The 21788-nt window shown below is 64.4% G+C and carries 19 protein-coding genes; 3 read left to right on the forward strand and 16 right to left on the reverse strand.

Features of this window, described 5'->3' with window-relative positions:
• A partial coding sequence (locus tag LB518_RS08490; protein ID WP_224575814.1) for a type VI secretion system-associated FHA domain protein occupies window positions 1-859 on the reverse strand: 859 nt, incomplete at its 3' end.
• 206 nt (window positions 860-1065) lie between these two features.
• On the opposite strand from LB518_RS08490, the gene LB518_RS08495 reads away from it, so the two are divergent.
• Genes LB518_RS08495 through LB518_RS08505 form a run of 3 tightly spaced genes read left to right on the forward strand, consistent with a single transcriptional unit; the run spans window position 1066 to window position 4991 of the window.
• Window positions 1066-3390 carry a type VI secretion system Vgr family protein gene (locus tag LB518_RS08495; protein WP_224575825.1) on the forward strand — a complete coding sequence of 775 codons (2325 nt, stop codon included), beginning with the start codon at window positions 1066-1068 and terminating at the stop codon, window positions 3388-3390.
• Between the two features lie 10 nt (window positions 3391-3400).
• The gene (locus LB518_RS08500) at window positions 3401-3823 is read left to right on the forward strand and encodes a DUF6484 domain-containing protein (RefSeq protein ID WP_224575828.1); all 423 of its coding nucleotides are present in this window, start codon (window positions 3401-3403) and stop codon (window positions 3821-3823) included.
• A gap of 7 nt (window positions 3824-3830) precedes the next feature.
• Entirely contained in the window at window positions 3831-4991 is a 1161-nt protein-coding gene (locus tag LB518_RS08505) for a hypothetical protein (protein WP_224575830.1), read from the forward strand.
• 22 nt (window positions 4992-5013) lie between these two features.
• Here LB518_RS08505 and LB518_RS08510 read toward each other — a convergent pair whose 3' ends face one another.
• The 15 genes from LB518_RS08510 to LB518_RS08580 are packed head-to-tail and all read right to left on the reverse strand — an operon-like array spanning window position 5014 to window position 21787.
• Window positions 5014-6057: a hypothetical protein gene (locus LB518_RS08510; RefSeq protein WP_224575832.1), complete on the reverse strand. Its 1044-nt coding sequence runs from the start codon at window positions 6055-6057 to the stop codon at window positions 5014-5016.
• A complete protein-coding gene (locus LB518_RS08515; RefSeq protein WP_224575834.1) occupies window positions 6054-7139 on the reverse strand; it encodes a DUF2169 family type VI secretion system accessory protein in 1086 nt (361 codons plus the stop codon). The genes LB518_RS08510 and LB518_RS08515 overlap by 4 nt, the downstream gene beginning before the upstream one ends.
• Before the next feature lie 3 nt (window positions 7140-7142).
• Window positions 7143-7622, reverse strand: coding sequence for a hypothetical protein (locus tag LB518_RS08520; RefSeq protein ID WP_224575836.1), 480 nt, complete (start codon window positions 7620-7622; stop codon window positions 7143-7145).
• A gap of 3 nt (window positions 7623-7625) precedes the next feature.
• Window positions 7626-8048, reverse strand: a complete 423-nt coding sequence (locus LB518_RS08525) for a hypothetical protein (protein WP_224575838.1) — start codon at window positions 8046-8048, stop codon at window positions 7626-7628.
• A gap of 9 nt (window positions 8049-8057) precedes the next feature.
• The gene (locus tag LB518_RS08530) at window positions 8058-8930 is read right to left on the reverse strand and encodes a DUF4150 domain-containing protein (RefSeq protein WP_224575841.1); all 873 of its coding nucleotides are present in this window, start codon (window positions 8928-8930) and stop codon (window positions 8058-8060) included.
• 3 nt (window positions 8931-8933) lie between these two features.
• Entirely contained in the window at window positions 8934-9473 is a 540-nt protein-coding gene (tagF, locus tag LB518_RS08535) for a type VI secretion system-associated protein TagF (protein WP_224575852.1), read from the reverse strand.
• Window positions 9455-12991 carry a type VI secretion system membrane subunit TssM gene (gene tssM, locus LB518_RS08540; RefSeq protein WP_224575864.1) on the reverse strand — a complete coding sequence of 1179 codons (3537 nt, stop codon included), beginning with the start codon at window positions 12989-12991 and terminating at the stop codon, window positions 9455-9457. The genes tagF and tssM overlap by 19 nt, the downstream gene beginning before the upstream one ends.
• Before the next feature lie 3 nt (window positions 12992-12994).
• Window positions 12995-14353, reverse strand: coding sequence for a type IVB secretion system protein IcmH/DotU (gene icmH, locus LB518_RS08545; RefSeq protein WP_224575875.1), 1359 nt, complete (start codon window positions 14351-14353; stop codon window positions 12995-12997).
• A gap of 3 nt (window positions 14354-14356) precedes the next feature.
• On the reverse strand, window positions 14357-15688 hold the full coding sequence (tssK, locus tag LB518_RS08550) for a type VI secretion system baseplate subunit TssK (RefSeq protein WP_224575886.1): 1332 nt from the start codon (window positions 15686-15688) through the stop codon (window positions 14357-14359).
• Between the two features lie 37 nt (window positions 15689-15725).
• The gene (tssJ, locus tag LB518_RS08555) at window positions 15726-16175 is read right to left on the reverse strand and encodes a type VI secretion system lipoprotein TssJ (RefSeq protein WP_224575898.1); all 450 of its coding nucleotides are present in this window, start codon (window positions 16173-16175) and stop codon (window positions 15726-15728) included.
• 4 nt (window positions 16176-16179) lie between these two features.
• Entirely contained in the window at window positions 16180-17646 is a 1467-nt protein-coding gene (gene tagH / locus LB518_RS08560) for a type VI secretion system-associated FHA domain protein TagH (protein WP_224575911.1), read from the reverse strand.
• Window positions 17643-18740: a type VI secretion system baseplate subunit TssG gene (tssG, locus tag LB518_RS08565; RefSeq protein ID WP_224575923.1), complete on the reverse strand. Its 1098-nt coding sequence runs from the start codon at window positions 18738-18740 to the stop codon at window positions 17643-17645. Before tssG ends, tagH begins: the two co-directional genes overlap by 4 nt.
• Entirely contained in the window at window positions 18704-20593 is a 1890-nt protein-coding gene (gene tssF, locus LB518_RS08570) for a type VI secretion system baseplate subunit TssF (RefSeq protein ID WP_224575934.1), read from the reverse strand. The genes tssG and tssF overlap by 37 nt, the downstream gene beginning before the upstream one ends.
• 2 nt (window positions 20594-20595) lie before the next feature.
• A complete protein-coding gene (gene tssE, locus LB518_RS08575) occupies window positions 20596-21351 on the reverse strand; it encodes a type VI secretion system baseplate subunit TssE (protein WP_224575945.1) in 756 nt (251 codons plus the stop codon).
• Window positions 21338-21787, reverse strand: a complete 450-nt coding sequence (locus tag LB518_RS08580) for an Hcp family type VI secretion system effector (RefSeq protein ID WP_224575947.1) — start codon at window positions 21785-21787, stop codon at window positions 21338-21340. Before LB518_RS08580 ends, tssE begins: the two co-directional genes overlap by 14 nt.
• Window position 21788: the final 1 nt, after the last annotated feature.

Consider the following 21788-nt stretch of genomic DNA (forward strand, 5'->3'; position numbering starts at 1 on the left):
GCCGGCGCGCGAACATGATGTCCAGCACGTCCTCGGACCCTGGTACAAATTTGATGGGGTTGTTGTCGGCCGGGCCAATCATCGTGCGGTCATGACTCTTTACCAGCGCCTTGGCGGCGGCGCGCGCCTTGAGCAGTTGCGCCAGTTCGTCGACCGCGATCCGCAACACCGCACCGATCTCGGTCGCGACCTCATGAGGGTCGCGCTGCTCAAAGACCTCGGGAGAAACGCCAGCGCCCAAGGCGATGGCGCGCAGGATTGAGGTGCCGCTCGGCTCCTCGCCCGGCACCTGCTTATCGGCAGACCGGCCGGTAGAGCTCATCCCGGGAGAGCTGGCCGCGGGCATGAAGGGTTCGCTGCTGAAAGCCACGCCCTCCCGCGGCAAGGGACGCACAGCAATGCCCTCGCGCTCCCGGCGCAGCGCTTCATTCTCACGGTCCGTGAAAAAGCCATCCGCGCGCGGCCCGACGGCCGGCGGATAGATCTTCCCGGCCGAGCGCGCCATCGTTGCGGGACCGGCGCGAATATCCGCTACCCCGCCGCGCCTGCCATCGATCTCGACCTGCAGCTCATAGCGGCCGATCCGGAGGCGGTCGCCGTTGGCCAGCCGATAAGGGCTGGCGATGCGCTGGCTGGTGCCATTGACAAAGGTTCCATTGCGCGAATGGTCGAAGAGCCAGAAATCACCCTGCTCGAAACGCACCTCGCAATGGCGGCCCGAAATGAACAGATCGGGATCTGGAAGGATCCAGTCGCCCCCTTCGCGGCCGATCTCGAAGCTGCGCCCATCCGACCGGAAGCTGAGCGGGCCGGCATTGGGCAGCCTATCGACATTGTCGATCGTCAGCCTGATTTGCATCCGCAGCGACCCATCGTCCGACCTGCCGGCCTATCGGCACAGCAACACGACTATCTTTGGTCATCCTAGCAGTTTCTTGCTGCGGCGGGACAGTGGCATCGACATTTCTCTCGCTGGTAGAGCGCGACGACAGTAGCTTTTCCGAGTGGTGAAACTTTGCTAGTCTTGAGGACTGCAATGGCCGCGGCGCCGGAGAGGCACGACTTATGCCCAGCGATCGTGCAACGACGGTCCGTACGCCGCTCGGTGGGGACACCTTGACCTTCACGCACCTTGCCGGCCGTGATGAGGTAAGCCGGTGTCTTTCCTTCACCGTAGGCTTTGTCAGCACCGATCTTGATATCGACCCGCTGAAGATGTTGGGGCAGCCAGTATCGGTGCAGGGCGAGGCAAAGCCGGAGCGCTGGTTCAGCGGCCTGGTGTCAGATTTCAGAATGACCAAGGTAGAGTCGCGGCTCGCTTACTATGAAGCTACGCTGCGGCCTTGGTTATGGTTCCTCGGCAATAGCACCGACTGCCGCATCTTCCAGCATAAGAGCGTTATCGAGATCGTCGAGGACGTATTTTCGGAGTATGGCATCGCCAAATTCGAGAAACGACTGCAAGGATCATACCCCCAGCGCGAATATTGCGTGCAGTATGATGAAAGTGATCTGGAATTCGTACAGCGCCTGCTCGAACATGAGGGAATTTTCTATTTCTTCGAATACGGCGACGACGAGCACACGCTCGTGCTGGTCGACGCCATGAACAAGCTGCAGCCGGTGCCGGACTACGAAGAGATCGCGTTCAATCCCGATTTCGCCGTCCGACCCGACGCCGAATACATCACCAGCTGGATGCCCGGGCGTTCGGTGCGGTCGGCGGCCTATGTCCACACTGACTATGATTTCACCAAGCCCGGCGTCGACCTGGCGGCGAAGTCCTCATACGCCTTCAGCCACGGGCAGGCGGACGGCGAGCAATATCATCAGCCCGGCGCTCATCTCGACACCGGCCGCGGCGACAAGATCGCCGCAATCCGTCGAGAGGAACTGCAGGCCACGCACGAGCGCGTCACCGCAAGGGCCAATGCACGTGGCCTCCATGCCGGCTGCACCTTCAAGCTGGTCGAGTTCCCGCGCGACGACCAGAACCAGGAATACCTTGTCGTCGGCGCCGACTACCGCCTGCATGATCCGGGCTATACGACGGGGGTAGATGCCGGAGGCGATACATTCCAGGTCCTGCTGGAGCTTGCCCCGACGTCGCTGCCCTACCGGCCGCCGCGCCTCACGCGCCGCCCGATCATGCGCGGGCCGCAAACCGCGACGGTTGTCGGACCATCCGGCCAGGAGATCTACACCGACAAATATGCCCGGGTGAAAGTCCAGTTTCACTGGGACCGGCTAGGCAAGAAGGACCAGGATAGCTCGTGTTTCGTGCGCGTCTCACAGGTCTGGGCCGGCAGCGGCTGGGGCTTCATCCAGATTCCACGCATTGGGCAGGAGGTGGTCGTCGACTTCATAGAAGGAGACCCGGACCAGCCGATCATCACCGGACGCGTCTACAACGCCGCGCAAATGCCGCCCTATGCCCTGCCCGGCAACGCCACCCAATCGGGCGTGAAGAGCAATTCCTCGCTGGGCGGCGGCGGCTGGAACGAGTTCAGATTTGAAGATTTGGCTGGCAAGGAGGAAGTTTATTTCCAGGCGCAGAAGGACCACAACCTCCTCATCAAGCATGATCGCGGCAAATTGGTCCAGCACGACCAGTCCGACCGCATCGACAATGACGCCAAGCATTCGGTCGGGCACGACCTCGCCGAGGATGTCGGCCACGACAAGACACTGAGCGTCGGCCATGACCGCACCGGCAACATCGGCAACAATGACACCGAAACGGTTGGGGCGAACAGGTCGCTGACCGTCGGCGCTAACGAGACGATCCATGTCGTGGCCAACGCGACCGAGAACATCGACGCCAACCACTCGCAAACGGTCGGCCTCAGCCAGACGATAACCGTTGCCCTCGCTCGGACCGATACGGTTGGCGCTGCCGAGATCCGCACCGTCGGCGCCGCGCAGACAAACACGATCGGCGCGATGCGCGCCGTCAGCGTCGGCATCAACCAGAGCCACGACATCGGCGCCGCCGACAGCTGGAATGTGGGGGCGAGCCAGAGCGTGACGATCGGGGCGTCTCAATCGGTCACCGTCGGCGCTGACCAGACGCTGAACGTCGGCTCCAAACGCACAACCAGCATTGGCGCCGATGATACGACCAGCGTCAGCGGCGCGCGGGCGCTGTCGGTTGCCAAGGACAGCAGCACCGGCATCGATGGCGACAGCAATATCAAGATCGGCAAGAAGCTGACCATCGATGTCGCGGAATCCATCACACTCACCTGTGGTTCCGCCTCCATCACGATGAAAAAAGACGGCACCATCTCCATCGAAGGCAAGGACATCTCGATCAACGGCTCCGGCAAGATCAGCGTCAAAGCCTCGAGCGATGTCATCATCAAGGGCAGCACCATCAACGCCAACTGAGGAGGTCGCAATGGACGTGCTTGAGCGCATCGATGGCGTCGTAATCGGTCTGCTGGTCGGCTTCGATGGAAGATCGCCGCTTGTCGTGTTCGTCGGCAACCCGAGCGAAACTGCCGTTCCGGCGCGGTGCCTTTGCCAGTTGGAGGCAAACGCTGTCGGCTGCGAGGTCGCCCTGCTCTTCGAAGGCGGCGACCCGGCGCGGCCGCTCATCATCGGCCGGATCGTCGAACCAAGGCCGAGCGAAAAGCCAGCCGAAGTCGTGCGCGATGGCGAAAGCCTTGTCATCAATGCCCGGCAGCGCATCGAGCTTCGTTGCGGCCAAGCCTCGATCATCCTTGAGAAGGACGGCAAGATCACCATCCGCGGTACCCAGCTGACGAGCCAGGCGAGCGGGGTGAACATCATTCGCGGCGGCGCGGTGCACCTGAACTGAGGTCGCCATGCGAGAGATCGCGGCCATTCCGGCCATCGTCGACCATCATGCGGGCGATGCGGCTTTCCTGTGGCTGAGGCGCCGGCACGAGATCGACGGACCGCTCCTCGGCGAGACCGATATTGGCCGCATAGACCAACGCCTTGACGCCAATATCGAGGGACTGGTTGCGTCCGGCAAAGCCGGTTGGGAAGCCGCGCTCGCACTGTTTGCCGATTATCCTGAGCCGGGGGAAGCGTTTCTGCTCGGCATCTTGGCGCTCTTGTCAGGCGAGAAGGATGCGGTCGGCGAGGCGGTCGATGCATGCGCGGGACTTGGCGCGTTCGGGATCAATGCCCTGTCGGGCGCCATCGCGCGGGTGCACCGCGAAACGCTTCGTCCCTTCGTGACCGATTGGCTGGATTCGGCCGAGAGCGCGATACGATGCCTCGGCCTCTGCGCGCTCAGGCACAATCGCGTCGATCCCGGCGCACGGCTGGACGTGTTGATTCAAGCGGCGGATCCGCAGATACGCTGCCAGGCGCTGCGGCTGGCGGGCGTTTTGAAGCGACACGACCTGGCACGGCCGATCGCCGAGAGCCTGGCGGGCGAGACCGATCGGGAGTGTCTTGAGGCAGCGCTCGCCCTTTGCCTGCTCGACGAAGCGCCACACGCTCATCCGGCGCTGGACAGGCTTGTGCTGGGCAGGTCCGGCCAGCGGGCGGCTGCGATCGAATTGCGGCTGTTGACGACGCCGGTCAAGGCCGGAAAAACCTGGCTGCAGAAATGGCTCGAACAACCGGCCATGCGAGAAGCGGCGACCGCCGCGGTCGGCCTTTTCGGCGACCGCAGCATCATGCCCTGGCTGATCGGCAGGATGCGCGAGCCGGACGTGGCGCACGCGGCCGGGCTGGCGCTGCGAGATCTGTTCGAGGTCGATTTCAATGATCTCGCACTGTTCAGCAGCGATCCTGCCGAGCTAGGCGAAGCGTTCGCCGAGGTCAGCGCTGTGCTGCCCGTGGCCGACAAGGTCGAGGCCTGGTGGGACGAGGGCCGTGGCGGCAAGGGTTATGGCACGTTTAGGTCGATGCGCCGCATCCGCCTCGACGCGTTGCGAGCGGCATTCGATCACCCCGAAACGAGGCTTCAGGACTGGCGACAGACACGCCATTTTCCCGCCTGGCTCTGACCGCCGTGCTGACGCCGAACGACTATCGCACCGTCGCCCTTGCCATGACCGCGGCCGCTCGCAGCCCGCCTTCGGAAGCGACCTCGCACATGACGACCGGGCCCGGGGCATAGCCATTGACGAAACTGTCCGCGGCAAGCATCAGCGCGAGCGCCCCGCCGGCCGTACCGACATCGCCAACCGTCATGGCCGGATAAGCGGTCGCCATCATCTCGCGCCGGGTCCGATAAAAGCGCGGGCGGGTGATCAGCATCTCCCAACCTCCGTAGCGTTCGCCATTGCCGTTTGAAATGACGAAATCGATATCGGGCTCCGAAGGGCCGGTGCCGCTCACCGCATCTCGCAGCGCGCCGAGCATGGCCCGCCCCTGGCTGTAGCGATCCGAAAGAACCGTATCCGTCTCCTGCGCGATGCCGACGCCATGGATGGCGGCAACCAAGGCTGCGTCGCGAGCAGGCTCGCGCGTCAAACGCACGAACACGGCCCCCTCGCCGGGGACGAGACCTTGCGCATTGTCGTCGGCCTTCAATCTTCCGGCCTGGCCGAGTCGGGCAAGGTCGATTTCGTTGATGAGGCTGTCGACGCCACCCAGCAGGACCTGCGCCGCGCCTTCCTCCATGAGAGCCAGCGCCCGCTCGACCAGGCCGACGCAGACGCCGGCGCCCCCATCGACGGCGCGCGAGGACGGATGGAATCGAAGACCGGTCGCCTCAATGAGCGCAGCCAGGAAATCGCGCGGCGGGATGTCGGTGAAGGCCGGGTGGCTGCGGAAGGCTTCCGGCGGCGTGACAAGCAGCGCGGTCGCTGCGGCGACGCCTGGATCGTCGCTGCCCAGCGCCTCCTTGATGGCCCGCGCGGCCATATTGACCAGCCATTCGCCTTGCGTGCGGCGGAGACGCCAATGCGCCGGAATTCGCGCGACGACTTGGCTCGTTCCGAACGGCTCGGCCATCGTCATGTCCTCGAAAGCCGACAGGGCGGCGCGGATGGCGGAGATGGTCTGCCTCGAATTCAGCCCCGCTGCGGTGACGGCACCAGCGCCAACGACATAGAGCGGTTGCTTCATGGCTGCCACACGGGCCGGTCGACGACCCCGCCAGTTCCGCGCGGGTCGATATAGGCCTTGCGCTTTCGCGCGGCGAGCAGGAAGCCCGATGTGACATGGCCGAAGGCGATCTGGCGCAATTGCGGCGTGCCGCGTCGCGTAACCAGCGCGAGTCGCGCCTTGAGGGTCACACGCCACAAATCCGGCTCGATGATCACCGTATCGGCCTTGAAGCGCTGCTGCTCGACGCGGTCGTCATAGATGAGCTGGATCGGCGCGACCACGCGCGGCAGGCGAAAATCCCAGCGGCCGGTCGGCGTCATGCCGATGACCGTGACCGGCTCGCCGCCCTCGATCTGCTGCAGATGCTGATCCGCCGGCGCGCTGAGATTGTAGCGCGGATCGAAATCCTTCGGCGGCAGCGGCCACTGCGTGTCGATCCAGGCCTGATCATAGGTGCCCGCGAGCGGCAGTCGCGGCAGCCAGCCGCGGCCGAGCGGGCCGAAACCGGCCGGTTTCGGTCGGTCGGAGGGTCTCAGATAAGGTTCGTCGGGATAGGCGATGTTGGGGGCCTGGGTGCGTACGCACGGGTCGGCTGATCGGGCGTGGTGATAGCCGATGCCGACCGGATTGCGCTGGTCGAGCCGGCCGTCCGGCTGCGTGCCACCATAGGCGCGCTCATAGACGACAGGCATGGTGAGGAAAGGCTGCGGCGCGCTGTAGCTGCCGGCGTCATAGATGCGGTCGCCGACCACGTTGAGCACCTTCTGCAAGCTGCCGACGCGAACCCCAACCTGCATCTCGGCCACCGGCCGGCCTTTCTGGGCGTAAGCCGTACCGTTCATCAGGAACTCGGCACCGGGCTTCACGGGCGCGATATCGGCCTCGTAGCGGTTGGACGAATTGGCCGGATCGCCGAACGGGATGTCCCTTAGCGCGACCGGCATCTGATCCTCAGAGACTCGCAGTTCCGGCGCACCGTCGAGCGCGTCGAAGCTCGCCGAGAACATGACGACCAGCACCTCCTGGCCATCGGCATTGAGCTGCACATGGGTGGCGGCGGCGAAGGGCGTTCTGTTTTCAATCCAGACCGCGAACGTCATTGCTCAGCACCAGTTGCCGTTTTCGTCGATGCCGATCGGCCAATAGGGCATGGCGGTCAGGAGTATTACATAATCCTGGCAGCCACTCTGAATGAGCCACTCGAGAAGAAACACTTCGTGAGGCACCACGCTGGTTGGGGAACGCCGATTCTCCTCTTCGCACGCCAGCCAGTACTTTCGCACGAGCCAGACGACTTTCGGGTGGCCCGCAGGGCCGGCGACTCCTTTGGCCTCGATCGTCTGGAGGATTGCCTTGTCTACCGGAACGCCGATCTCCATGCGCTCTTCAACACTAGCGTTCCACGTCTCCGACGCTTGGGCGAATACGTCGATGAGGTCGCGCAAATAGGCAGCAAACAGCGCACGATGACCGACCGAGCCGGTTCCTGGTACCGTCTCCTCCGCGCGGCCACGAACGTCGAGGGGCGCTCGCAGTAGCCGGTAAGTTCCATTCTGGATGTTGTGATTGACGAGCAGTGTCATCCCTCAGCACTCCTCGAAGTCCGGATCTTCCCCGATGGGTATGAAGTCGAACGTCCTCATGAAGTCTGCCAGCTCAGGCTCGGTGTCATGCAGCCAAGAAAGGAGCAGCGTCACCGGAGGGACCGGCCCGCCCCCGTCGCTCTCCTCAGGCTGTTGCTCGGCCCCTGAGCCCCACATCTCGGTTTCGTTCTGCGGTACGTAGCCAGGAATAGAGGCGTTCAGCCTCGTCGTTTCGAAATAGTACTTCCTAAACAGGGCAATGACCCGAGGATGACTCGCAGGCCCTGCTGGCCAGCGGGCGTCGACAAGCTCTTTATTGACTTCGTGCACGCGAATATCATGCCACCATTCTAGCAATGTTGGAGCAACAATCTTCAGATCTTCTATCCAACGACTACGTATTTCTGCATACGGCCCAGAGATCATTTCGCGCTCCTATATGCCGAGGCCACCGATGTGCTTATTCATCGCATCGTAAAGCTCGCGGCGATCCAGTGAGCGCATATCGCGGGACTGCTGCATGCTGTGGGCATGACAATGCGGCTGGCAATCAAGGTCGCGCATCCGCTGAGCGAAACTTGCGGGGTCATGGCACGCTCCCATCTCCCACGCTGTCTTCTGCGGCGGCTGGTGATCGGCGATCATCGTGACCTTACCGTCGGTCTGCCTCTTGATTTTCTTGTCGATGTCCTTCAGCGCCTTGTCCTTGTCTGCACTTGGAGCCCGACGCAGGATGTTGGCGCGATCCTTCTTGCATTGCCAACAGGTCTGGCCTTGCACCGAAGCCCGCTGGGTCTCGGACGTGGGGGTATAGTCCTCCGAATACTTGTAGTCGCGCGGGCAATCCTCCTTCATCGCTTTGTCTCCGATCACCATGGAGAAGTTTACCAAGGCGGCCACGTCGACCGTGTTCGGCAACGGGCTCGCCGTGTTCTGTTCCATCGGGTCGCCATGGCGAGCTACGCCCTTGCCTTCCACCTTGACCGTGAACGACCAGAGCTTGAACGAGCCCTTGCCCTTGATGCGATGTGTGACAACGCCGGCGCCCAGCCCAGGCGTGGCGGCCTCGTTACCGGTGCTCAGCGCGACTTGAGACGAGTTTTCCAACGCAGTCGGCGTTCCTTGCACCTTGACGCTCGCACTGCCCTGGGTGAGATCACTGGACTGCAGCATGTTGACATAGGGCACGGGAACAGGTCCCGCCGGGGGCGGGGGCGGACTGAGGCAAACATCGCCGGGCGCGATGCCTTTGCCGCCGCTGCCTTGGTGAAAGAACCCCATCCCTTCGGCAAAGACGGTGGAGGTCATGGTCTAGAGCTCCGTCGTCTGCGTCCGGGCCGCCCGCATCGCGGGAAGTCCATATGCGGCGAGGTCGTAAATATCAGCAAAGCCGAGTTCCTGGACCTCCCAATCATCCACCCAGAAGACTAAAGGCGGCGTACCCAAGTTCTGTTCCGACTGCGGCAGCTCTGCGATCCCCTCGGCAATCCAGGGTTGTTTGCGTTTCTCTGCGACCGCGCCGTAGACGATCGCCGCGGCGGCATCGAACCATGCGTCCGCGGGCTCCGGCACCACGCCGACCATCACGACCGCGAAAGGATACCGCCGCCCCACCCGGTCCTCGCTCATGCGCCAGGCGCCGGCGCAGGGCTGGTCGCAGAAGATCCCCGCCGGAACCATGAAGCGCCAGATCCTCGAATCCAGTTCGCCCTCGTCCGGGCGCGCCTGCAGCTCCCTCGACATCCAGCGGTCCCAGCGGTCGATGAAATTGCGCGGCAGGCCCGAGGCGACGAAATCGCCCGTCGCGGGGATCTTGCCGAAGAAGCCTGTCGTCACAGCTGCGGTGGACATGTGAACTTCTTGAACATTTCGAGATTGTACGGGTTCTCGACGCTCTCGGCCTTCAGCCGGTAGTCGGCATAGAAGCCCTGGAAGCCGAGGCGGAGATCATAGACATCGGTCAGCGAGGTGGCCGTGAAACGGCCGGTGCGCAGCAGCCTCAGCCAGGCCCAGCTGCCGGTCTCGTTCACCATCACCTCCGGCGAGCCGTCAATCGGCTGAAAGGACAGGCTGATGACGCCGGTGCCGTCCTTGCCCGGCCAGGTCATCGGCTGTGGCCGCGTCGCATTGTTGTAGTAGACGAGGCTCTGGCCATCGAGGTTGAGCGCGACGCGCGTCGCGTTGGAAGACAGGTCCTTCGGCTCCAGCGTGAAGCTCATCATCGGCCCTTGCCCGCCCGCGAATAGGTCGTCGCGGATGTGGCGGGCCTGTTCCAGCGCCGGCAGCGCGGCGGAATCGAGCCCGAAATCCTGGCGCCATTTCCACGGCGACTGGGTCGTGTCGACATAGGCGATGAGCTGATTATTGGTGAAGGCATCGATCAGCCCGCCGGGCCCGAACAGGCGGGCGAAATCGCGCACATTGACATCGACGGCGCTGTTGGGGCTGAACGGATAGCGATCGGCGAGCGCTGCTTGGCAGAACGGCAAGACATCCGCGCGCCAGATAGCGTTGAGCTCGGAGGTCACCGCCTTCTCGGTCAGGCCGCTGGTGTCGCCGGCGATGCCGCCCAGCCATTCGTTGAGAGGGTTTGGCAGGATCTGCGCCTGGCGCGCCACGGCGCCGGTCAGCTCCGCCAGCCCGCCCTGCTTCTTGATGGCCTCCTGCGGGTCAGGGCTGGCGGTGACGGTCTGGAGGACATTGGACAGCGCCGTCAGGGCCACCACCGCGGCATCGAGCGCCGGCGGCAGCCCGTCGGTCTCGACAATGGCGCCCTTCAGAGGCTTGTAATGCTCGGCGACGAGGGAGCCCGTTTCATCGACCTGATCCGCAGAGCCTGCGCGCGGCAGCAGCTTCATCCCGGTCGTCGCCAGCTTGCCGATCTTGCCGAGCTTGTTCAGGAGCTTCGAAGCGCCCTGCCCGGCCGCCTTCGGGTCGACGGGCGCGTCGTCGGAGCGCGTCAACTCCGTTTCGGCGACGACGGCCGTCACAAGCCGCTTGACCGCCGAGTCGGCGCTGGAAAGGTCCTTGAGGTTCTCGCTGGCGACATTGAGGTCGGTCAGCGGCGCAAGGCGCACATCGTGCAGGAAGGAATCCCACTGCGCGATATAGTCGTCGTAATAGAGCTTGAGGATGTCCTGTGACAGGGCCTCGACGGATGTCTCCGCGCTGTCGGAGCAGCCGCCGGCAAAGACGGCGCGGTCGAGCGCGGCTTGCGCGGCGACATCTTGCAGCCGGTCGAGAATGCCGTTGTGAAAGCCGTCATAGGTATAGGCGCCGGCGATTCCGATACGCAGTGTCTTGTCGGAGCGGCGCGACAGGACCTTGGCCCCGTTCGGACCGGCGAAGTTGGCCGGAATCCACTCCTTGGCTGACTTCACCTCCTCGTCCGAGAGAAGCTGCTTGTAGGCTCGGACCGACAGCGGCACGGTGCAGACCGTCTTCAGCGCCTCGGCGACCAACGCATTGTCGGGCTTGGAATAGCTGTCGTCTACAGCCATGCGCCGGATGGCCGCGACCTCATGCTCCTCTGCATCGGGTGTCGTGAACGGCGGCGCCGCGGCTATGCCGGGCAAGGTGTTCATCCACCAGTCCTGCACGAAGTCCGGGTCCATCTGCGACAGGCCGGTCATCATGCGGTAGGCCTTGAGCGCGGAGAACATGAAATCCGGATCGCGGATCTGGCGCCACATCGTGGCTTCCATAAGTGCCACCATGCGCGGCTCCAGCACATTGCGCAGCGCATGGTCGTAGGTGTCGGTCTGCGCGCGCAACAATTCAGGCGCGGCCGACGGACCGGCCAGATCGCGCAGAGCCGACGGCGGCGGCGTACGCGCGGCCGCGACGGCATCCATGACATCGAGGGCAGCGCCGATGTCTGAAGGGTCCAGGCTCGCGCGTGTGGCAGCGATGGCGCTGAGGGGCGTCTGCAGCGCGACGAGCTGCGAGGCCTGCGCGGCGATGGCCTGCCGGTTGTCGTAGTAGGAAAGGCCGAAGAGCCCGACGGCGATGAGGAAGGCGGCAGCACAGGCTGCGCCAGCGCCCCGCCAGATCCAGACCCGCCGCCACACCGCCCGCGGGTCGAATGTGCCGAGCCCCGCCTCCTTAAAGATCACCTCGGTCAAAAGGTTCTTCAGGAAGAAGGAGCGCTTCTCGATGCGCGATGCTGGCATGGACCGGCGCGCCGGCAGCCCGAAGGCACTGGTCAGCGCTGCGGTGAGGCGATCGATCGGAGCGCCTTCCTGCGTCGCCGACGTCAGATAGAGACCGCGAAGCCAGGCGCTGTCTTCATAGCGCGTCTCGCCGAAGATCGTCTCGACCAGAAGCTGGACCGGCCCGGAGAGGCCTTCAACCTGCCCCGGAAAGCGGAAGATCTCGGCGCGGGTGCCGAGCTTCTCCTCATTCTCCAGCAGCGGCACCAGCCGCCGTTCCAGCTCGCGCGCCAACATCGACAACTCGCGTCCGACGAGCGTTGGATCCAGCTTGGCCTCGAGCGGGAACGTCGTCCCCCACACTTGTTCGCGCGCCGACGCCGACAGGCCGCCGAAGAAGGGCTCGAAGCCCCTCAGCAAATCGGCCTTGGTCAGCATCAGATAGACCGGAAGACGGATTTCCAGCCTTTCGTTCAGTTCAGCAAGGCGTCGCCTGATCTTGCGGCCGTGCGCCTTGACGGCAGCGTCGCCTTCCAGCAGCACGTCGATCGACAGGGCGACGATGACGCCGTTCAATGCGCGGCGTCCGCGATGCTTCTTCAGAAGATCAAGGAAACCCAGCCATTCGGTGGCATCGACGTCAGGCTGGCTTTCCTGCTGGACATAACGGCCGGCGGTGTCGACCAGAACAGCGCTTTCGGTGAAGAACCAATCGCAATTGCGCGTTCCGCCCACGCCATGCAGATCGTCGGTGAGGTCTATGGGGAAGTTGAGGCCGGACTGGCGCAAAGCCGTCGTCTTGCCCGTGCCCGGTGGCCCGACGATGACGTACCACGGCATCTCGCGCAGGAACTTCCGTCCGCCTAACTTGCGGCGCTTGAGCTCGGCCATGATGCCCTGGAACTTGGCACCGACGGCCGCGACATTTTCCTCGCCCGGCGAAAGCTTCGCTTCGGCAACAGGCGCAGCAATCTCGGCGACGAACAGGCGATTGGCGCGGATGGCCCGGCGCTGCGCGACGATCATCCAGATCAACCAAAGGATGACGAGCGCAGCGATCACGCCGAGCCGCACAGTCTCTGGCGCCAGCGGAACGAAGGGCCCGACCCGCACGATCGGACCGACGATCCAGATAATGCCGGAAAGCAGTGCCAGCCCGATGAGGGTCCACAGGATGCGGGATGTCAGCACCGCCATGAGGAAGCGCAGGATGAACATGCCCTACAGCCTCTTCTCGACCAAAACTTCGACGCGGCGGTTGAGCGACCTGCCCTCGCGCGTCTTGTCGTCGGCGATCGGCTCGGTCGCGGCGCGGCCCTCGGCGCGGACGCGCTCTGCCGGAACGCCGTACTGCACCAGAAGGTCGGCTATTGTCTTGGCCCGCGCTTCGGAGAGCTTCTGGTTGGTGGACAGCAGATTGGTCTTCTGCAGTGGCACGCCATCGGTATGGCCGACCACGGTGATGTCGCCGATCAGGTCCTGGTTGTCGAGGATCACCTTTGCGATGGAACCAATGAGCGGTTGGTATTCATCGGTCAGCTGGGCACGGGAAGACTGGAATACTTCCGGATTGGTCGACTGGATCAGTAGCGTCGCCAGCGACACGCTTTCATGCCCCTTGAGCGCGCCGCGAAGCTCTTCCGGTGCCTTTGCCTGGAATTCGGGGACCAACTGGAAGTCGACCGTCTCGACGGGCAAGGGAGGCGCTGCATCGGCCTTAGGCGGTGGCCGCGCGATTTCGGCGCGCTGCGGCGGAGGCAGCGCGCGCACCAGCGCGGCGAGTTCCACGGCCTGGCTGCTCAGGCTGAATGAGAGGCCGACATAGACGATCGCCGCAAGCGCAACAGCAAGGGCCGCCATTACCCAGATCGGGACGGCAAAGCGCTGCGGCTCGTCGGATGCGACAACGCCACGCCAGTTCGGCGAAAGCGGCGCGGCTTCGGTGTCGGCGTCGCGCAGAAATCGCGCCGCCGCAACGCGAACGGCATTGAGCGAGCGGTCGCCCGCCCTGCCCGGCACCCGGTACTTGCCGCGGAATCCCAGCGACATGCACAAATATTGCAGTTCGAGCAGTTCGCGGTCGCGGTTAGGGTTCTTTTCCAGCTCCTCAAGGCGCGTGAAGAACTGGGTACCGGCATCGACGTCGCCGCGCAGCATGACGACCAGCGGCTGGCGCGGCCAGGCACTGGCGCCACCCCAAGGTGTGTTGAGCGCGAGATCGTCGAGAAGCGCCGCGACCAGCCACGCCGCTTGATCAGCTCGCGTCAACGGAAGGCCCGCCGCCACGGCGGCGTCGCGCGAGCGGATGAGCTGATCCAGCAGACGAGTACGGAGCGTCTCGGGATTATCCGGCGGCAACGCGCTTTCCAATTCCGGCGCGAATTCGAGCAGCGGCGCAAAGGCGTTGACCAGAGCGTTGGGATGCGCACGCGTTGGCCGCTCTATCGGCGGTCCGGTCGGCGCCTCAAGCTCCCCGGGCATGGGCGCCATCGGCCGCGGCCGAGGCACTGGCGCCCCGCTAAGCCGGATACGGGTCCGTTCGCGATCCTCCGAAAGGCCAAAAGGATCGTCCTTGCTCATGGCCTACCTGTTCACCGAATAGCAGTCGACCTGGGGTTCACTGGGCAAGACGCCGGAGACGCCAATGACGAAGCCCGGCGCATCGAGCAGCGAAGCCCAATGTTCGCTCTTCTGATCGAGCTCAAGGCAGAGCCGGTCGCCGTCATAGGGGATTTCGCGCGGCTGCGAATGCAGCGGCTTCAGCGGAATGCCTGGCAGGCGCGACTTCCACAGCCCCTCGAACTCGCCGGCGGCGCCAACCGTCGCCTGGTTGACGAATATCTTGCGCAGCGCCTCTTCCGACAACTCGGACCCGACCCGTACGACGATGCGGCACTGCTGCAGCAGCTTCGGGTTGTCGATGCGCACTTTCCAGACATTGGTGGAATGGCGCATCACCGGCAGCGCACGCGACTTCGGCTCGACATAGCGCAGGCTGAGAATCAGCGAGCGCAGCGCATCCGCAAGCGCCGAATAGGCCGGGCCCGGCGCCATGTGATCATAGGCTGGCAGTTCGCCAAGCCTCCGGGCGCTCGAGCCATAGGTGGCCATCGATCCCGCAAGGCCGACGAGTTCAAGAAAGAGATCAGACGGATGGTAGACTTCCTGGCCTAGCATATGGACAAGGCGCGGCCGCGCCTGATTAGCCAGCTGCAGAATCAGCAGGTCCTCGACGCTGCGGCCCGATCCACCCATCACTATCTTGCCATGCGCCTCGGAAATCTGCTCGAGCGCCGTGACAAGCTCACGCAACATTTGTGCGTACCAGGGCACGGCCCCGATGATCAGCGTAGGCGGCAGGAAGGTGTCGTCCAGCGTGACGCTGCCATCAGCCCGCACGCCTTTGACTCCTGTGACCGGCAGCGCGGTGAAGCCGCCGACTGGCTTGCCGGGCTCCAGCAAGACGGCCTGGGGTCGTGCGATCTCGATTTCTTCGGGATCGGCGCCGCCCCGAACGGCATCCTGGACGGAGACGATGCGGCCGCGATAGCGAGCACCGCTCGGGCCTGCATGCGCGGGATCGAACCCGACGCCGCCGGCAGTTTCCAGTGGAAGGGCCACCAGCACCGGGCCGTGCATGTCGGAATGAATCGCCAATGGCACCGGCGCATCCATCGTCTCGGGAATTGCGAAGGGCGTGCCGTCCGGCAAGATGCCGCGCGCCGACAACACAGCAACCTGGCCGGCCTCCAGCAGCGAGGGATCGAGAGTCAATCTGGAGAAGCCGAAAGCGTGAAGGTGGGCCGCCTGCAGCGCGCCGCGCACGGTGGCCTCGAAGAAGCGATCCTGTTGTTGGAAGTGCTGGGTCCTGAGGAAAAGCCCCTCGGACCAGAGCACGCGATTGCCTTCGCTCATGCGGCCCCTCTCTGCAGCTTTGTTCGCTGGCGGTGGGTCACGCCGACAGCCCGCCCGCGCCGACCGCGACATTGACCGTGACGGTCGAGCCCGGCGAGATGGGCCGGGTCATGCGCCAATTGCGTCCGGTCGGCTCTTTGAGCAGCGCGACAAAACCGATCGCCGTCACTTCCGGCTCGGCGGTGATGGTTTTCGAGGCCGTCTTGCCGGGGCCGACTGCGATCTGATCGGCGCCGATGAGATCGCCGGCAAGCGCCGAGCCGGGGTCGCCGGCAAGCGCGAAATAATCCGCTGAATTGAACTTTCCCGTGCTGCGCAACCGCAGGATCAGCACCGTGACCGGCTTGTCACCGCCTGCCCCCGGATTCATGCCGGCCTGGCCGGCGAGGTTGACGGTAACGGCGGACGGCTTCGGTGGTCCGCTCTGGCAGGCCGCCAGAAAGCCGGCAGCCCCAAAGGAAACGATGAACCCGCGCCGATCGATCATTTTGTCAGTCCTCCTCGTATGCGTCCCTGAAATCCGAGCCGATCTCGCCGAGGAAGCGCTGCTCGGCGCTCTCGGCGATCTCGCGATAGCGTCGCTGATAGATGTCCCAGAGCCGTGTGCCGCGGCCGCCCGGCAGCAACGAGCCAAGGGACGAATTCACCTTGAGCTCGGCCTCGATTGCCACCGGATCGAACCGGTCAATCATACGCCGTAGCGCCGCCTGCACGCCGCGCCAGGCTCGGATATGATGCTGGGCGAGATCCTTCACGGCATCGCCGATCGCCGCCTCTCCGGAGAGGAAACCGGGGCTGCGCGCGGCAAAGATCGTGGCCATCGCATCATCCACGGTCGGCAGGAATTTCAGGGGGTTCACCTCCGAGGCGCCGACCACGGTTTGGCCGAGGCGGGCATTGGCCTTCTCCTCGGCGCGCTTGCGCAGAAGCTGCATCAGCCCCTCCATCATCAAGCGGTACTCGCGTCCGAGCTTTTCCATGTCGGCCGTTGTCGTGCGACCGGCAGGGATGTCCTCTTTCATCCCGGCGCCGCGCATGAACGCGGCCAGAAGGTCGCCTTCATCTGCCAAAGGCTGGACGGCAGGGCGCGACTTCTGCGCTAGACCCCCCCGCTCCGGCATACGGGCGCCGCGTTCCACCAGTGGCGGGACGGCTGGCTCGGGCGGCTGCGGCTCGTCGGGCAGCGGCAGTTCCCATGGCGCGCGCCCGACATTCGGCAGGCCCGAAACCGCGCCGCCCGACTGTGCCGAGCGGGCGGGACTGAAACCCACCTCGCCGCCGGAGCCCGCGCGTTGCTGCTCTTCCGGCGCCGATCGCGACGGCGGCTGGGCGAAAGAGTCAGAGGCGAAATTGAAGTCCGGAGATCGCGGCTGGTCGCGATTGACCGCTGGGGTCGCAACCGGATCCAGGCTGAAGGGGTCGTCGAAGGCGGCCGACCGCGGTACGGCCGACTCCTCGGCGAAACGAGGCCCAGGCTTTTCGGGGTCGAAAGGGTCCGGCAGGTTACCTGGACGCGGCTGCGCCGGCTCCGGCCCCGCCTTGATGGCAAAGAAATCGTCGCCGCCGAAGCTGGCGGGCCCGAGAGACGGCATCGGCGACGCGGGCGGAAGACTGCGCGGCTGAGAGACGGGGGCAACCTGCTCCGGCTGCACTTCAACAAGAAGCACATAGTCTCCGAGGCGTAGGCGCATGCCGTTTACGAGCCTGGCGGAATTGCCACGACCGAGGGGACTGTCCGCATTGTCGATAAACAGGCCGCCGCTCGAACGGTCGGTGACGATGTAGCCTTCCGGCCGCGCCTCGACCAGGCAGTGCACGCGCGAAACAAACATATCGGGATCGTCGATGCGCCAGTTGGCTTGGGCGTCGCGGCCGATGGTCAACTCGCCGCGGTCGAGCCGTGCCTGCCGGACCGATTGGCTACGCGGTCCCTGCTCAAGCGTGAGAAACAGGCTCATGCCCCCGCCCCCGCCGTTTCGGCACGCCACCCGACCACTGTTCGAAGGCGCATATCCCTAGCATCTTCCCTTTCCCCGGCCGGGGCAAGCCACGCTGTTCGCCCCAGTTGCGCGTGGCCGATGCGAGCGGCGGGCACCTCGTCCCTTGAAAGGACGATGCGCAGGTCGACGTCCAGGGCCTCGCCGGTCAGGCTGCGAATGGCGCGCCGCAGGGTGTCGAACCGCTTGCTTCCGGGCAGGAATGATTTGTAGGTCAACAAGTCGACCGGTCCGAACTCGACCTCGATGCGACTCTGGCGGCCGAAGGTGCGCGGGCCGATCGTGGCGCCCTTTCCTAACGTCGCATGGGCTTTGCCCAGTTGGGTCTGCAAGTTTGCCGGAACCGTCAGCCATGCGGCCACGAATTCCCTGAGCCGGACCGGCGCCTTGAAGGCATCGGCGAGGAAAAGGGTCAACCGCTCTGGCCCGTCGACCTGCGAGGCGAGGGCTGCCGCCTGGCGCAGCCGAACCGCGTCGAGTTCCGGGCTGTCGATGTCGCCCGCTCCCGGCATCCCAATGCCGGCCATCGCTCCCAACATCGCATGGACGCGGCCACCGACCGGCCGCTCGACCTGCACGGCGGGCGTCGCGTCCGCCCAAGCGCGGTAGAACAGGGCCATCATGCGGTGCTGCAGGATGTTGAGAAAGTCGATGAATGTCGTGTCGCTGGTCTGGCGCTGTTCGGCGCCGGCGAACCAGCGCTGTGACATGCGGTCAAGCACCCAACGGGTAATGTGGAGCGGCAACGGTCCTTCCGGGCCGAGCAGACCGAGATTGGCGATCGTGACGCGCGCCGGCGCTGTTTCGGAGGACGGCGAGAATGCGGCGACGTCCTTGGTGGCGAAGGCAAGTCTCAAATGCTGCCCAAGACGCGCTGGCTCGCGCTCCGGCAAACCCGGATGGCCGAAAAGCGCGCCCTCCGACTCCAGCCGCCGCAGCAATTCAAAGAAATCGAAGGACTCCGCGAGGTCGACATGCGCCGGGAGCGGCTTGTGCACGCCAAGTGCCTCGTCGGCGGCTAGATCAAGTAGCGGTTGCCGAGCGTCATCGGCCATTGCACATCCTCCTGCCGCTGCTGCAGCCGCGTTCGTGTCCGCACAAAGCCGTTGATTCCGACACCTCTGGCAAAGAGCCGGGTGAGAAGGCCAGACAGAAGGAGTGAACTCTGGCCCGACAGTACCGACTGGTCGACATGCAAGGTGATTTGCGTGCCGCGGCCGAAGCACATCGGGCCATCGATCGGCAGTCGCTCGATGACCGACGCGGATTCGACGCGCGCGATGGAGCGGATATGCCGGGCAAGCCCTGGATCCCCGCGATCGGCATAGAGATGGAGCAGGGCGTGCAAGGGATCAACGCCCCGCCCTTCCCGCGCGAGACTGAGGAAGTTGAGCGAAAGCTGCGCCACAAAACGCCAGGCGATTTCATCGGCGCGGGACTCGTCTTCGGCGCCGGCCGGCAGGCCGGCTGCGATCGCCGGCTGCGGCGGACGAAGCGCGCCGAGCAGAACGACAGCCTCGATCGGGTCGCCGCCTTCTGGCGTCAGCTTCGGATTGTCATCAAGGATAGAAAGGTCGCGGTTCGTGCATAGCGCCCGGATGTCGAGCCGCTTCGGCGTGCGCGCAGCGGCCAAGCCCGCCGGCCGCGAGATCGAGAGGAAGACGTCGTCGCCCATATAGGAGGTGCGCGTCAGACCCTGCCGGCGTTCGTCTTCGGCAACGCGGCGCGGCCGACGTTCGACCGAATAGACCCATCCGCTCCCCCGGTTCTGCCCCAGGCTGAAAAGAGCCGGGATCTCAGCCTCCGGCCCCTCGACGTCGGCATCCTCGACGCGCGTCACGCGATAGATTTCAAAATCGCGGGGCCGCGTACGATCCGCATGCAGGACCTGCCTTGTCTTGCGCGGATCGATCTCGACGATATTGCACTCATGCTCGAAGAGGTTGATGACAGGTGTCACGAAAAGCTCGAAATCGCCGGTCTTGACGTCCGCAAGTTCGGGCACCTGGCGGCGGAACAGGAATATGATCTCGAGCCCGCTTTCCGAGCGCTTGAGCGTGGGCTTCAGGCCGTCGACTCGGACGTAGTGGAAGCGCTCGGGCATCATGAAATATTCGCGCAACAGCCGGTAACCTTCGAAGGTCGGCCTGGTGCGCGGCATCAACGCCTCGCTGTCGAGAATGCCGACCATTTCCGGAGGGGGCAGTGGGTGGGGTACAGCGGGTTTTCCAGAACTGCCCCTCATATCGGGCCGGGCACCAAGCGCCGAGCAAGCGCCGAAGATGGCGTCGAACAGCAGCGGCGCCTTGGTCCGGCCAGCGAAACACAAATCAAGTCGGTCGAGCTCGAGGTCGCCAAGCGCTCCCTTGCCGGTCGGCGCAATGGTCAGGCGCAGGGCAGCTTCGCCAGCCGTTCCGCCGATGCTGCTGAGACCCGCGGCGGCGAGCGCTGACCGGTCCTGGAAATAGGCGACGGATGCGATCTCGATAGGCCACAGCGTGACGTCTTGTGCGGTGCTCAACGTCAGGCGGGTGGAGAGGCCCGGCTGCAGGCGGGACACCAGCCGCGTTCCGCGGGCGATGACATGGCCACCGGCCATCGTCTGCACCTGTTTGCCAGGCTTCAGCGACGCCATGCCGACCGCCGGCGCCGGCGAGACCAGATCCGGATAGAGCAGGTCGAGCACGCTGCGCGAAAAGCGCGACCGCTCGGCGTCAACCTTGAGGCGCGTGCGCGCGGCAAGAAAGGCTACGCCGTCAAGCAGCCGCTCCACATAGGGGTCCGGGCACGGAACGGTGTCGAGCGAGAGATTGCGCGCGACCGCAGGGTGCATGTCGGCGAACTCCGCGGCCAGCGCACGAATGTGGCTGAGTTCCTCCTCATAGTAGCCGAGGAAAATCCGGTCCAAGCTCAGCCCTCCCGAAAGTCGGTTCGGGCCATGCCATTGTCGAGGTTGATCGTGGTGCGCAGTCGCAGCCGCTCCGGCGCCGGCGTCATGATGAGGACAGCGTCGATCTCGATCTTGAGGCCGGCGCTCTTGTCGCCGAGCGTCACCGTCACCTTGGTCGCACTGTCCTTCAGGCGGGGCTCGAAGGTGGCGAGCACGAGCCTGATTTCACGAGCCAGAGCGTCACGGTCGAAATCGCGCGACGAGCGTCCGGAAAAGGATGGGACGCCATAATTGACGACGCTGCGGCGCACCTCGGGAAAATCGTCGAGCTGGAGATCCTGGCGGGCCTCCTGCTCTAGGTTGGACAACGTCGAAGACACTTCGAAACGTTCGGTATTGAACAGTGCCTCGATGTCGCGCCGCACAGCCTCACGCAGCACCGCTGGCGAAACCACGATGCTGCGGCTCTCCAACTCGGCGCGATGCCTGATCTGGAAGATGAGCCTTTGCAGGCGCCTCCTCTGCTCGTCCGAAAGTGCTTTGTCCGCATCGATGGACTCAGCGCCCCCCGCCAGCAGCGCGTCAAGCGGCGCGGCGCCGATTTCGTCCTCCAGGCCCTGGCGAAGAGCGTCGATCTCCGAGGCTAGCCCCGGGATATCGTTGACCAGGCGGTCCCACAGCGACGGCTGAACTGCTTCGCGAGTTGCCCGCGAGCCGGCCAATCCCTGCAATCTGTCACCGTCCGGCCGCCTTGGCCGCTTGTCACTTGCCGACATAGACGTCCATTTCGGCCTCGTCGTCCTTGTCGTAGACGATCTTGATCTTCTTGTAGGCGAAGCTCACCATTTCCTGGATCAGGTCATTCTCGGTCGGATCCTGCTGCATCTCGAAGTCCATGACGGAAGCTTCGCTGAGCGTGATCGTGAGGTAATCCGTCGTCTCGCTGTTGATGGTGCGGCGAGCTGCGAAGACAACCTCGTCCAACGACTTGTTCTCGAAAAGAGCTTGAGCCAGGTAAGGAGTCGACTTGTCTGTATGCTTGGTGAAGACAATCGGATGCATTGCCACGCGGCCGCGACGCGACAGCGTGTTGGAATCGAACGGTGCCACCATCTTGAAGTTTATGCCGTGGACTTCAATTTCGTCGGTATGTCCATCGCGCACGCTGGGGCCCTTGATGTCGGGCACCTTCAGAAATCCATCAACTTTCATG

Source organism: Mesorhizobium sp. BR1-1-16 (genome assembly GCF_020165495.1).
Taxonomy (GTDB): Bacteria; Pseudomonadota; Alphaproteobacteria; order Rhizobiales; family Kaistiaceae; genus Kaistia.

What these genes read in the sequence shown, in the direction of transcription:
- LB518_RS08495 (WP_224575825.1), top strand. Translation starts at nt 1,066, where the DNA reads ATGCCCAGCGATCGTGCAACGACGGTCCGTACGCCGCTCGGTGGGGAC.
- LB518_RS08500 (WP_224575828.1), top strand. Translation starts at nt 3,401, where the DNA reads ATGGACGTGCTTGAGCGCATCGATGGCGTCGTAATCGGTCTGCTGGTC.
- LB518_RS08505 (WP_224575830.1), top strand. Translation starts at nt 3,831, where the DNA reads ATGCGAGAGATCGCGGCCATTCCGGCCATCGTCGACCATCATGCGGGC.
- LB518_RS08510 (WP_224575832.1), bottom strand. Translation starts at nt 6,057, where the DNA reads ATGAAGCAACCGCTCTATGTCGTTGGCGCTGGTGCCGTCACCGCAGCG.
- LB518_RS08515 (WP_224575834.1), bottom strand. Translation starts at nt 7,139, where the DNA reads ATGACGTTCGCGGTCTGGATTGAAAACAGAACGCCCTTCGCCGCCGCC.
- LB518_RS08520 (WP_224575836.1), bottom strand. Translation starts at nt 7,622, where the DNA reads ATGACACTGCTCGTCAATCACAACATCCAGAATGGAACTTACCGGCTA.
- LB518_RS08525 (WP_224575838.1), bottom strand. Translation starts at nt 8,048, where the DNA reads ATGATCTCTGGGCCGTATGCAGAAATACGTAGTCGTTGGATAGAAGAT.
- LB518_RS08530 (WP_224575841.1), bottom strand. Translation starts at nt 8,930, where the DNA reads ATGACCTCCACCGTCTTTGCCGAAGGGATGGGGTTCTTTCACCAAGGC.
- tagF (WP_224575852.1), bottom strand. Translation starts at nt 9,473, where the DNA reads ATGTCCACCGCAGCTGTGACGACAGGCTTCTTCGGCAAGATCCCCGCG.
- tssM (WP_224575864.1), bottom strand. Translation starts at nt 12,991, where the DNA reads ATGTTCATCCTGCGCTTCCTCATGGCGGTGCTGACATCCCGCATCCTG.
- icmH (WP_224575875.1), bottom strand. Translation starts at nt 14,353, where the DNA reads ATGAGCAAGGACGATCCTTTTGGCCTTTCGGAGGATCGCGAACGGACC.
- tssK (WP_224575886.1), bottom strand. Translation starts at nt 15,688, where the DNA reads ATGAGCGAAGGCAATCGCGTGCTCTGGTCCGAGGGGCTTTTCCTCAGG.
- tssJ (WP_224575898.1), bottom strand. Translation starts at nt 16,175, where the DNA reads ATGATCGATCGGCGCGGGTTCATCGTTTCCTTTGGGGCTGCCGGCTTT.
- tagH (WP_224575911.1), bottom strand. Translation starts at nt 17,646, where the DNA reads ATGAGCCTGTTTCTCACGCTTGAGCAGGGACCGCGTAGCCAATCGGTC.
- tssG (WP_224575923.1), bottom strand. Translation starts at nt 18,740, where the DNA reads ATGGCCGATGACGCTCGGCAACCGCTACTTGATCTAGCCGCCGACGAG.
- tssE (WP_224575945.1), bottom strand. Translation starts at nt 21,351, where the DNA reads ATGTCGGCAAGTGACAAGCGGCCAAGGCGGCCGGACGGTGACAGATTG.
- LB518_RS08580 (WP_224575947.1), bottom strand. Translation starts at nt 21,787, where the DNA reads ATGAAAGTTGATGGATTTCTGAAGGTGCCCGACATCAAGGGCCCCAGC.